This window comes from Mucilaginibacter sp. P4_G9, assembly GCF_056400985.1.
The window spans coordinates 1-11,760 of the sequence record NZ_JBFUKF010000160.1; the positions used below are offsets into that span (position 1 = coordinate 1).

Annotated in this window: 12 protein-coding genes; 3 read left to right on the forward strand and 9 right to left on the reverse strand. The window is 42.1% G+C overall.

The genetic code is table 11. The features are described 5' to 3' along the window. The 6 genes from AC1DPZ_RS14670 to AC1DPZ_RS14695 form a co-directional block, all read right to left on the reverse strand. The coding region (locus AC1DPZ_RS14670; RefSeq protein WP_477404602.1) for a FecR family protein at window positions 1–1,041 on the reverse strand (1,041 nt) is incomplete at its 3' end. 116 nt (window positions 1,042–1,157) lie between these two features. Beyond that, complete coding sequence (locus AC1DPZ_RS14675; protein ID WP_477404604.1) at window positions 1,158–1,721, reverse strand: RNA polymerase sigma-70 factor; 564 nt, start codon at window positions 1,719–1,721, stop codon at window positions 1,158–1,160. Between the two features lie 355 nt (window positions 1,722–2,076). Continuing rightward, window positions 2,077–3,744, reverse strand: coding sequence for a hypothetical protein (locus AC1DPZ_RS14680; RefSeq protein ID WP_477404606.1), 1,668 nt, complete (start codon window positions 3,742–3,744; stop codon window positions 2,077–2,079). Window positions 3,745–3,814: 70 nt separating this feature from the next. Beyond that, window positions 3,815–4,588 (reverse strand): ABC transporter ATP-binding protein, encoded by a 774-nt coding sequence (locus AC1DPZ_RS14685; protein ID WP_477404608.1) that lies wholly within the window; start codon window positions 4,586–4,588, stop codon window positions 3,815–3,817. Between the two features lie 104 nt (window positions 4,589–4,692). Then, window positions 4,693–5,292 (reverse strand): class I SAM-dependent methyltransferase, encoded by a 600-nt coding sequence (locus AC1DPZ_RS14690; protein WP_477404610.1) that lies wholly within the window; start codon window positions 5,290–5,292, stop codon window positions 4,693–4,695. Between the two features lie 114 nt (window positions 5,293–5,406). Next, a complete protein-coding gene (locus tag AC1DPZ_RS14695) occupies window positions 5,407–6,294 on the reverse strand; it encodes a 1-aminocyclopropane-1-carboxylate deaminase/D-cysteine desulfhydrase (RefSeq protein WP_477404612.1) in 888 nt (295 codons plus the stop codon). Window positions 6,295–6,368: 74 nt separating this feature from the next. Between AC1DPZ_RS14695 and AC1DPZ_RS14700 the strand changes: the two genes are divergently transcribed. Next, entirely contained in the window at window positions 6,369–7,406 is a 1,038-nt protein-coding gene (locus tag AC1DPZ_RS14700; RefSeq protein WP_477404614.1) for an RluA family pseudouridine synthase, read from the forward strand. Between the two features lie 80 nt (window positions 7,407–7,486). Further along, entirely contained in the window at window positions 7,487–8,323 is an 837-nt protein-coding gene (locus AC1DPZ_RS14705) for an aminotransferase class IV (protein WP_477404616.1), read from the forward strand. A 121-nt stretch (window positions 8,324–8,444) separates the two neighbouring features. On the opposite strand, the gene AC1DPZ_RS14710 is transcribed toward AC1DPZ_RS14705, so the two are convergent. Then, entirely contained in the window at window positions 8,445–9,242 is a 798-nt protein-coding gene (locus tag AC1DPZ_RS14710; RefSeq protein WP_477404618.1) for a DUF3050 domain-containing protein, read from the reverse strand. 160 nt (window positions 9,243–9,402) lie between these two features. Here AC1DPZ_RS14710 and AC1DPZ_RS14715 point away from each other — a divergent pair, with 160 nt between their 5' ends. Continuing rightward, window positions 9,403–10,047, forward strand: coding sequence for a hypothetical protein (locus AC1DPZ_RS14715; RefSeq protein ID WP_477404620.1), 645 nt, complete (start codon window positions 9,403–9,405; stop codon window positions 10,045–10,047). Window positions 10,048–10,049: 2 nt separating this feature from the next. On the opposite strand, the gene fmt is transcribed toward AC1DPZ_RS14715, so the two are convergent. Together fmt and AC1DPZ_RS14725 are read right to left on the reverse strand one after the other, a co-directional pair. Continuing rightward, window positions 10,050–10,970 (reverse strand): methionyl-tRNA formyltransferase, encoded by a 921-nt coding sequence (gene fmt / locus AC1DPZ_RS14720; RefSeq protein WP_477404622.1) that lies wholly within the window; start codon window positions 10,968–10,970, stop codon window positions 10,050–10,052. A 28-nt stretch (window positions 10,971–10,998) separates the two neighbouring features. Next, the coding region (locus AC1DPZ_RS14725; protein ID WP_477404625.1) for an exo-beta-N-acetylmuramidase NamZ family protein at window positions 10,999–11,760 on the reverse strand (762 nt) is incomplete at its 5' end.

Below are 11,760 nucleotides of genomic sequence, written 5' to 3' on the forward strand. Positions count from 1 at the left end.
CCATCTGGCAATTTTCTTCATTACGCTTTCCATATCTTCTTTGTCGAAAATGAAAAGGTCATTTTTCCAGGCAACAGATTCATTAACATCGATGGCCTGAATTTTAATTTTTGAAGAGTTTCGTTTGATATAGGCTTGCTGTCCGGGCAGTATCGTTTTACTATGACCATCCTGGTATATTTTAACCGAGCCTTCAAGTAAAGTGGTTTTTACAGCTTCTTCATCGTTGTAAGCATGTATATTAAAATGTGTACCCAGTACCTGTACCACTGTGTTGTTTGCAAACACTTTAAAAGGCTTTAATTTATTTTTGGCAACTTCAAAATAAGCCTCGCCGGTTAAATAAACCTTACGCTCAAACTTGTTGAACACTATAGGGAATTTTAAAGATGAGGCAGAGTTGAGCCAAACCAAACTGCCATCGGGCAGTGATATTTTGTATTTGCACCCTGTAGGAATAGTAATAATGTTGTGTTGGTTTTTGAAAAAGTCGCCGTTGGTACTTGTTATATGGTAACTAACAATACCGCTATTGACACTGATTTTTAATCCGGCATAACTTTTAACCGTACCTGCCGTATGGCCATTTATTGTTACTACAGAACCATCGGCTAAGGTAAGTTTGGCTTTGTCAGTCCCGGGAGGCACATCATTTTTATATGCGATGTTTTTAGAGATTGCAGCCTGTAGTTTTAAAGCAGGATGCGAATTTTTATAAAGTATAGCTGTTACAGACAGCGTTAAAAGGATAGCCGCCGCGTATTTCCACTTTCGCATGAAAATATAAACCTTATCAGTAAATGATACATTTTGAGTTCGCATAGCGATATTTTGCCATGCATCCCTGGTTTTTATGGATGTGAGGAAATCCAGGTCGGATTTTATCATTTCCTCATTTTGTAGCTTTTCCAGCAGCAAAGCATTTTCGGGCTTCGCGTTTATCCATGCATTCAGCTCAATTTCTTCAATTGCAGATAGACTGCCCTTCAAGTGCTTTGCAATAAGAACAGCATACTGATAAGCTTCGTAATTGTTGTCCATAAATAATATTTAGGCTGTGCCTGGGGCACATAACTGGTAATATCAATAAGGACACCTGAATGTAACAACGGGGTGACAGAAAGATGAAAAAAAGTTTTTTGAGTAAAATCGAAAAATTAAAAGCAACTAATGGCTATTAATACAACAAAAAGTTCCGGACTTAAATTGCCTCTTAATACTTTAAGAGCCCTTTGCTTTTGTGTTTTAACCGTATTAACTGATATACCCAATACATCAGCTATTTGATTGTTTTTCATATCATCCAGGTAACTCATCCGGAATATTTGCTGGCAACTGCCGGGCAGCAATGCAATTGCCTGGTGTATCTCTGCCAGTACTTCAGTTCTGATAATGGTATGAAATATGGTTTCTTCAACGGGAATGCCATGCAGACTGTTCATATGTTGTTCGGCTACTTTATTATGCCTGATAATATTTAAACTGGCATTTTTTACTGTACTATAGAGGAAATTTTTTATCGCCACCGGGTTATCAGAAATATGATCACAGTTGTCCCAAAATTTCACAAAAGCATCCTGGGTAATATCCTCGGCCTGCGGTTTATTGTTAACTATCTGGTACGAAAAATAAACCAATCGGCTATAATAACCATCAAATAAATTTTTTAAATCAGTCTCACGGTAAGTTTTACTTTGGTTATCTAAAACATTATTTTCCATTATAGATCAGGTTACAGTTAGGCATAGTAAGACCTTATTTATTAAGCTGAATTTTAAATTAGCGGCTTACGGTAATAATTGGTTTAACTAATATCGATATAAATTTCCCGCTGGGTATCCTGCTGTGTCCTGTACTGAATACAATACAGTTTTCTGCTTCGCCGGGTTCCGAAAAAAACATAAACCCCGAAGCTATGACGATTAGCCAACGAATAAACCGCTTGCGAACACGGTAAGGGTGGAGTGGCACTGGTGCAGGCTGAAATAGCGCCTGTTGTTTCGCTTTACAGACTGCAATGCGGTATTTAAAAGTAGAATTGTTTCATTGAGAGAAAGAAGTCGTTTTTGAAGTTTTTTATAGGTCGGCAATTTCCACGTCTTCCCAGGTCCGCCTTTTATAACTGCGAAACATTACCCAGTTCATAAACAAAGCCGGAATGATAGCAGCCCAAACAGCCGTTTCCCATTGCATGAGCATATAATGGCCGAAGCCGATGGCACCGATAAAACCGAGAATTAGCAGTGAAGTTACCATTTTGCCACCACCCTGCTTAACAACCACCGGGTTGGAAAAGGGGAGGCCTTTAACCATGAACAGTGCCATGAGTAAACCGTAAATAAGGCTGACAAGGAACGCGAGGATGAGATCATTGATAGCCTGCGGCCCCCATATCGCTACAATACCGGCGCTCAGTACCAGGCAATAGGGGAAAAAGTATAGCGTAACGATTGCCTTATACATGCCTGAAAGGATCTTGCCCGGTTTATCGACCGGCAGCGCATAATAAACCCAGGCAGACTTATATTTTTCTGACATGGAGATGTGCATCAGCATGGAAGAAAGGATGAATGTACACAGGTAGATCAGAAACACATAGGTATGCCCTACCTGCAGCTTTTCCCAACGATCATTCAGGTTATCTCCTTTTCCGTTCAGGGCAAAATACAGGAAATAGATTGGTACGTAAGCAAACGCCGGGTACACCTTCATTTTGAATTCTCTTGTCCGGGCAGCAAGTTTCCAGGTGATCCTGAAACCCGCGTTTTCCACCGGATCGGGAGCAATGATGCCGGATATTTTTTCGATCAATCCAAAGTTGCCTGTCTTTTTGATGCTGGCAGACACATTGGTGCTTCCGTCGGAGGTAGCAATCATTGCCAAACGCCTGTTAAAGCCGGGTGCCAGCACTTTTGCTACAAGCCATAACCCCAACAGAGGTAGGGTAAAACCAGTTACAGCCAGTAAACCAGTTACATAATTTGCCCTGGCGGTATGTAGCAGCGCCTCGTTCATGGCGGCGATCCAGACGGGCGGGAGCAGATAAGCCCACCAATGGGTTAGTAAATTGATATTTCCTAAAATAGACACATTGATGAGACGGGGCAGGAGGTAATAAGCAGCGAAGATAACGACCGAAAAGCCGATCTGGAAATAGCTGATTACATCTTTGAACTTTTGCGGGCTTACTGAAAGCATAAGCAGCAGGTAAACAATGTTTACCAAAAAGATGCTCAGGAAAGTAGCTTCCAGCAGTTGGAAAAAAAAGACGGGCACTGCCGGTAACCCATCAAGGAAGCCGACGATCACCAATGCCGGCAAGCCCTGCAGCATGGCCAGCCGTAATACATAGATGCTGATGTGGAGAATACGCGATACGGCGATGGTGCGGTCGTTAACCGGCCGGGGAAGCAGGATAAACTGGTCGCGGGTATCTACCAGCACGGTTGTGAAATCCGAAATGAGCGTTAAGGCCATGAGTACCATAAATACCAGGAAGTAATAGGTTTGGCCTACATATGGCATTTGGTTCAGGGTAAGTAACAGCCCGATAAAAAAGCCCATCAACACCTGGAAAAAGCTGATCATCCAGGGCGATTGCTGCCCATTGTTCTTCGCATTCTTTTTTACGGCAAACATTGTCTTGGGGCGGCGGTTATCCATCAAAAGCTTTACGCGCAGAATTTCGTCAAGCTGAAGGATGTCTACGCCCGTACGGGCAAGCACAGGGTAAAATAAAGACACGAACCGTAAAAATAATTTATCCGTGGAAAAGAGCTGGAGCAGCAAATTATTCATTGGAGCAGGCTGATGTTTATTCGAAAGCGTTAATAATGGCATCTGTTTCGGTTGTGGAATCCTCCCTGCCGGTCAGTTTTGAAAAAATCCGTTCCAATGTATCACTATGATTTTGTTTCAGCGACTCGAACGTGCCGTCTGCAATGATCTCTCCTTTATTGATAAGCAGGATCCTGTCCGAAACTTTTTCCACCACGTCCATCATATGCGAACAATAAAATATGGTTTTTCCTTCCTGCGATAAGCGCATGATTAGTTCTTTAATCATAATCACTGCGTTGGCATCCAACCCAGATAGCGGCTCATCCAGGATAATGATTTTCGGATTATGGATTATCCCCGAAATTAGCAACACCTTTTGTTTCATGCCCTTTGAGAAAGTGTCCATCCGGTCGTCGCCGTTTGCACCAAGCCCGAAAGCGGCTAATAGTTTTACTGCCCGGTCATGCAACATTGCTTCTTCCATACCATACAGTTTGCCCACAAAATCCAGGTATTCCATTGGCGTGAGTACATCATAGATCTCGGCATTTTCCGGAACGTAGCCTATCATGCGCTTAATCGCCAGCGGATTCTCTGCCATGCTGATGCCATCTACCGTTACCTGTCCTTCAAAATCAGGGATCAGCCCGGTTAATATCTTAACGGTTGTGGATTTACCGGCCCCGTTTGGTCCTATATAGCCGATTACCTGCCCCGGATAAATATCAAGAGACAGGCCTTTGAGCACTTGTTTTGAGCCGTAAGACTTGGTTAGGTTTTGTATTTGGATAAGTGGATCTTCACGCATAGCGATTTCCTGGTTTGATGCCGTTAAGATATAAAATTTAGTTAAGACCAGGGCAAAACAGTTCCGGCCATTAAGCTGGTAGTATGGGCGGGTTAAGTACCGGATTAGTGGTACATAAAAACGGTAAAGTCTTCCTCACTATAATCCATCCGCAGGCTTGCCCGTTCGCAAAGTGTTTTGCAATAAGCCATGATAGTATCGGGGTCATAGGCGGCCAACAGGCCATTGGGAATGACGTGCCGGAGCAGGTTAAAACCAAGTCCCATCCTACAGTTTCCGTATAGCCGGGCAATAGCTTTATAAATAAATTCAGGATCTTCCTGGCAATAGTTGAGCGAGCCGCTCGCCAGGACATAGTCAGATAAGGGAAAATCATTGCAGACAAAATCTCCTTTTAAAAACCGGGCACCCGGCAGGAAGCCGTAACGCCTTTCCGCCTCTTCCAGCAGTTCCGGGATTTGTTCTATACCCGTATACTGCAATCGCTGGCATGTTGTAAACAGGTAGGCAAGCAGGTCCCCATGGCCGCAACCGGCATCCAGCACCGTACAGCCATCCATACCGGCTATTTCGGACAATACTTTAAAGCGGATCAGCTGGCTTTCGGGATCTCTCCAGCCCAGGGCGGCCGTGCTGGTGTTACCATGAAAGGCAATCATGCTGCGGTGGTAGTCAAATATGGCGGAGTTATCGTGGGCGGGCATAAATCAAAGATAATTATTTGCCCAGTGATTACGAGTTTTGGATAAAGTTTAGAAATCATGTTCCTTTAATTACAACCCTTAAATGAGTTGTAAAGTGTTGAACAATCAATTACTTTAAAATTTATCCTTCATCCCCAGTAAACCCCAGATGCCGCCACTATGAATAGCCAATATTTTACTACCTGGTTTAAAATACCCCTTGCCGATCAGATCATACAGTGCATACATCATTTTGCCTGTATACACAGGTTCAATAACTATCCCGGTGGAGGCTACAAACTTTTTTATAAAGTTAATTAGCTCATCAGTCGCTTTTCCATAGCCTCCAAAATGGTAGCCGGTATGAAGATCAAACTCAACTGGAGTTGTTAAAAACCTGTTGATCTCATCTTTCATAAAGCCTCCGTTTTTAAATACAGGTATGGCGTTAAATCGTGTTTTAAATTGATGGTTAGTAAGGCCGTTAATGATACCCGCTGCTGTAGTCCCTGTTCCGCAGGCGCAAAAAATATGGTCGTAAGCATCGGTAAGCTCATCAATCAGTTCGCTGCATCCCTGGGCTCCTTCTGCGGATGCACCGCCTTCATCAATGAAAAAAGCACCTTCGTTATTTCCAAAATATTTATAGAACAGGGCTGCTTTATCGCGATAGCTATCCCGATCGGTAAATATCAATTGCATACCGTGTAGCTTGCATAAAAACAGGGTATCATTGTTAACTTCTTCACCCCGCACAATACCGGTAGCCCAAAAACCAAACTTTGCTGCAGCGGCGGCAGTAGCCAGCAGGTGGTTTGAATATGCGCCTCCAAAAGTAACAATGTGATTTTTATGCTGTTCCTGAGCCTTTTTAAACAGGTATTTTAATTTACGCCATTTATTACCCGATATCATGGGATGTATCAGATCGTCGCGTTTAAAAAAAACTTTTACGCTATGCTCATCAAATAATGGGTTTGTGATCTGATGTACCGGACTAAAAATCTCCAAATCAATATTCATAAAATAACCTGCCCTTAATGCTATTGCAATATTACGCTTAACCTACCACAAAAAACGATTACTTTTGCCCTCAAATGGCATACGAACCCGAGCTGATAGAGCAGGAAGAACAGGATTTATATGAACACTTGCGCGTTGTGGTTGATAAAGGTCAATCCCTGCTGCGTATTGATAAATTTTTGATGCACAGGGTAGAGAATGCATCACGTAACCGCATCCAGAACGCTATTGAGCTGGGTAATGTACTGGTGAATGATAAACCCATTAAAAGCAGCTACCGGGTAAAACCACTGGATGTTATTTCGGTGGTGTTGCCTCACCCGCCTCGTGATACCGAGGTTTATCCTGAAAATATTCCCATTAATATTGTTTACGAGGATGACGACGTTTTGATAGTGGATAAAGCTGCTGGCATGGTTGTACATCCCGGTTATAATAATTACACCGGTACATTAGTGAATGCACTGGTGTACCATTTTCAGCAGCTGCCTACCTTACCGGGCAATGATGGCAGGCCTGGTTTGGTGCACCGGATTGATAAGGATACATCGGGGTTGCTGCTTATCAGCAAAAACGAACGCTCTATGAACTGGCTGGCCAGGCAATTTTTTGATCATACTATTACACGTAAGTACATTGCACTTGTTTGGGGAGATCTTGCTGAGGATGGTACCGTAACAGGTTACATCGGTCGCAGTATTGCGGATAGAAGGGTAATGTCCATTTACGACGATCCCGAAAAAGGAAAATGGTCTGTAACCCACTACAAAGTGTTGGAGCGCATGGGGTATGTTACGCTGATTGAATGTCAGCTGGAAACCGGTCGTACCCACCAGATAAGAGCGCATATGCGGCACATTGGTCATCCACTTTTTAGCGATGCCACTTACGGCGGCGATAAAATTTTAAAGGGTACTATGTTTAGCAAATACAAGCAATTTGTAGATAATTGCTTTGAACTGATGCCCCGCCAGGCCCTGCACGCGCAAACGCTGGGCTTTTTACACCCCACGCTAAAAAAACAGATCCTTTTTGAATCGCCACTACCACCCGATTTTGAAAGTGTATTGCTAAAATGGCGTAAGTATACAGATGCAGATGTGAGATCTTAGACGTTAGATATGAGAAAGAATCCAATCGAACAACAATGAATTTAAACCCTAAGTCAAAATCTCAAATCTGATATCCAAAAATGACACCAGTGCTTATCAATTTTAACGGACAGATACTTCCTCAAAATAGCCAGGTGCTTACTGTGGCCAACCGCGCCTTTAAGTATGGCGATGGCCTATTTGAAAGTATGCGCCTGATGAAGGGACAACTAAAGTTTGCAGACCTGCATGCCGACCGCCTGCAACGTGGCATGAAAGCCCTCAAAATTGATGGCTACTCGCAAATGGATGCCTGGTTTTTAAAAGAAATTGTGGAGGAATTAGCCAAACGGAACAAGGTAAAGCATGGCCGCCTGCGTTTAACCGTTTACCGCGATGCCGAAGGATTGTATACACCAACTCAAAATAAAATGGGCTATTGCCTGGAGTTAACCGCATCCGAAGAGCCCCGTTATTTTTTGAACGAGAAGGGTTTAATTATGGATGTGTATACAGAATTGCCCAAACCATCCAACTATCTATCCAACATCAAAACCTGCAACTCGCTGATTTATGTAATGGCAGGTATTTATAAAACGCAGAATAAGCTGGATGATGTTTTTTTGCTAAACCAAAACGGTTTTTTGTGTGAAGCCAGCAGTTCCAATATATTTATTCACTACCAAAATCATTTGTATACCCCCGCATTAAGCGAAGGCTGTGTAGAGGGGGTAATGAGGCAGGTAGTGATCAAGCTGGCACAGGATAATAATATTGCTATTACAGAAGCCCAAATAAATCCTGATATCCTATACGAAGCCGACGAGGTATTTTTAACCAATGCCTCCCGCGGTATCCAAACTGTGATGGGCTTTGGTGTAAGGCGCTATTTTAACAGGGTGAGTAAACAGTTGATGGACGAGCTGAATAAGATATAGGTGGATGTAATTATTTAATTTGTCAAGCAGAACGTATTGAAATAATTATACATTATGTATCGCCGATGTACTTGGTGTCGAAAAGATTTTTCGCTCCCAAGGATGACAAAGTAAAAGCAAACTATTCTTCTACAGAAACCGGCGCTTTAATAGCATTTAAAATACCATCCCAAAGCTCAATTCTTGTCTGTAAAGCTTCCTGGATAGCAATTGTAGCTTCTTCCCATTTATTATCATCATCGCCGCAAAGTTCGGCAGTCATTTGGTAGGCTAATTGTGAGTGATGGTCGCCGTCAACTTCAATATGGCGTTCAAGGTAGTACAACAAAATATCAATCTTGCCCGGTAATTGTTGGCTAATCTTTTTTACTATGCTCACAAACATATCCGGTATCAGGTCCTCCCGGCCAAAAGTAAATACTGCTGCCTGCACATGGTTTTTATTGGTGCCTATAACATCAAAAGTATGCTGCATAAAGTTACGTGCAGCCAGGGGGATATCTGCAATAATCAGGGCTTCGTCAATGTGTTTGCCAAAATTTAGTTCATGAAATAAATTATTAATGGCAATTGCCTGGCTGCCTGCTTGCTGCATGGCACGCAGGTACAGCTCAAAATGACTCGAGCGATTACCCTGTTCATCCACGTCACTTTCCTCGCCGGTTACAATTTCGTTGATAAGATAGCGGGTGTTGGCATTCCCGGTTGGCATCCAGGGGGCAACGGTACAGGTAAGTTTTTGCTGTAATGATTTTAACAACGACATAAAATCCCAAACGGCAAATACGTGGTGATCCATAAAAACAGTAAGCTCATCAAGTGTGTTGATGTTTTTATAAAGTTCGTGTTGTATCAGCTGGTTGCGTAAAGGCTGGATCCGGGTTTTTAAAAGTGCAATATGGTCGCTGTAATTTGCCATCAGGTAATAAAAATTATGAAGTCGCAAAAATAGCAAACCAGTTTATTAAATAACAGTAGGTTGTGGTTTTTGACTTTGAGTTGATAGGATGTTATATTAAAGGTGATTTAAAGTGGTAACAATTTTTAATATTGCTGATCAAATTAATATATCTTTAATTATGAAATCCTCCGCCTTATTACCAGTAGTGTTTTTTGCATTTTTTTGTTCAGCATGTAACTTTAACCCGGCAAAAGATACCCCAAAAACCAAAACAGAAATACCTGAACCATTAAAAGATGAACAATCAGGTTTTGGCCTCAAAAAGTCTGGCTTAAGAGACGGATCTTTAATGAACGATATTTACAATGATCTGGCTAAAAAAGATCCGGAGCTGCGAAATTTGGAGGATCAGCTACAGCATTTTTACGGAGACCTGCCGGATAGCTTAAAGGAATTTAATAACTACGATGCTAAAACCGACAGCTATTATTCTTCAGCAAATGGGTCGTTAAGTAGTATAAAGGATACTGTATTAAGAGCCCGGCTTAGCACCTTAATAGCCGAAAGTAAATCTAAATACCTGGATAAAATTAGCAGGTTTTCCAATTTAATCAGGCACATCGATAGTAACGAGGTAAAGATTGAGGATTATCATGCTGTTTTGAAAATAGCAGCCACACTACCTGTTATTGAAAAGTATCAGGACGAAAGCATGCCCAATATAAAGAGTACCGCAAACGCAGCTAATGAGGCCCAACGGTTAAAAGCCAAAACACTTCAGCTGTCTAAAAAGTATCTACCTAAAGTCAAAGGAGTTAATTAATATCACAATTTCATCCCCCTTAAAAAATCCTCAATACCCATGCGTTTTTTGCCTTCCAGCTGTACATCTTTCAAGCTGATAAAACCGTCTTTTGCAGCAAACTTCAGGTATGTCTTGCTATCGGTAAGGAAACCACCCGGTTGTATAGCCGGTTGTTCGTTAGGTAATAGCTCCGAAGCATATACTTTTAAAACTTTATCATTCAGGTGGGTGTAAGCGGTTGGAATTGGACTTAGTCCACGGATCTTGTTGTATATATTTAACGTCGGTTGATCCCAGTCTATCAGGCAATCTTCCTTGAATATTTTAGGGGCATGTTTCAATTCTTCGCCGGTTAATAAGTGCAGCTGCGGGTGCTCATGGTAACGGCCACTTTCCACAGCTTTTACAGTTTTTACAAGCAACCCTGCACCTTTATTCATGAGGCGATCATGCAGGTCGCCGGCAGATTCATGACCATTAAGGGTTATTTTTTCGGTGAATAAAACATCACCGGTATCAATATCATGTTTCAGGAAAAATGTGGTTACGCCACTTTCTTTTTCACCATTGATGATTGCCCAGTTTAAAGGGGCGGCACCACGGTATTGAGGCAACAAAGAAGCATGCAGGTTTATGGTGCCTTTGGCAGGCATTGTCCAAACCACTTCGGGCAACATACGGAACGCTACTACCACCTGCAAATCGGCATGAAGGGCTTTAAGGTCAGCTAAAAACTCCGGATTTTTTAACTTTTCGGGTTGTAAAACTTTTAATCCGGTGGCCACTGCATATTGCTTTACTGCCGATTCATTAAGCTTTTGTCCGCGGCCTGCAGGTTTATCAGGTGCGGTAACAACGCCAACAATATCGCAGCCGGCCTTTATCAAAGCATCCAGGGATGTAACGGCAAATTCGGGGGTTCCCATAAATACAATTCTCATGGTATATGCTATTTTATCTGCTTCTTTATTATTGGTACAACAAGTATTTGCTTCGGATGCGTTTAAATTTTTCTAATCCCGGTTGCCAGCTACTACGGATCTCACCTTCGGTTTTACCCTCACTTATTTGCTTTTGCAGCAATGTATTACCTGCCAGTTTTGTAAAATAGGCGTTAAAAAAATGATCTTTATCGGGGAAAGCTTTGTAAAGTTCTATCAGCCAGGAAAGGTTGATGTGCCCGGCTTTCCTGATCTTATCAATACTATAGCTTTTTAAATCAATACCAAAACATTGCTTATCTTTTTGAGGCGGGTTTTCGCTCATACCCGGAATGCTTAAAGGGGTAAATGAATAAGTATAACGCCCTTTTAATAAAGGATGCCCAAGCACCAGGAAGGGGAAATAGGTGCCCCTGCCTAAACTGAAAGTAGTGCCTTCAAACAAACATACACTGGGATAAAGTAAAATGGATTGATCAGTATTTAAATTGGGCGATGGGTAAACCGGTAATTTATAAGTCATATCATGCCTGTAATTGGCCACCTTTATAATTTTTAGCTTGCACTTTACACCATTTTTTAACCAATTTTCGCCGTTGATCATTTTTGCATATTCGCCAATAGTCATACCATGACTTATAGGGATAGGATGCATAGCAACAAAAGCTCTTGGCACCTGGGCAGTATCCAATACGGGGCCATCAATAAGATAACCATTTGGGTTGGGCCTGTCAAGTATCATCAGCTCTATATCGTTTTCGGCACAGGCTTCCATTACATAATGCAGGGT

Coding starts and splice junctions, on each gene's coding strand:
- AC1DPZ_RS14675 (WP_477404604.1), bottom strand. CDS start 1,721: ATGGAAAATAATGTTTTAGATAACCAAAGTAAAACTTACCGTGAGACT.
- AC1DPZ_RS14685 (WP_477404608.1), bottom strand. CDS start 4,588: ATGCGTGAAGATCCACTTATCCAAATACAAAACCTAACCAAGTCTTAC.
- AC1DPZ_RS14690 (WP_477404610.1), bottom strand. CDS start 5,292: ATGCCCGCCCACGATAACTCCGCCATATTTGACTACCACCGCAGCATG.
- AC1DPZ_RS14695 (WP_477404612.1), bottom strand. CDS start 6,294: ATGAATATTGATTTGGAGATTTTTAGTCCGGTACATCAGATCACAAAC.
- AC1DPZ_RS14700 (WP_477404614.1), top strand. CDS start 6,369: ATGGCATACGAACCCGAGCTGATAGAGCAGGAAGAACAGGATTTATAT.
- AC1DPZ_RS14705 (WP_477404616.1), top strand. CDS start 7,487: ATGACACCAGTGCTTATCAATTTTAACGGACAGATACTTCCTCAAAAT.
- AC1DPZ_RS14710 (WP_477404618.1), bottom strand. CDS start 9,242: ATGGCAAATTACAGCGACCATATTGCACTTTTAAAAACCCGGATCCAG.
- AC1DPZ_RS14715 (WP_477404620.1), top strand. CDS start 9,403: ATGAAATCCTCCGCCTTATTACCAGTAGTGTTTTTTGCATTTTTTTGT.
- fmt (WP_477404622.1), bottom strand. CDS start 10,970: ATGAGAATTGTATTTATGGGAACCCCCGAATTTGCCGTTACATCCCTG.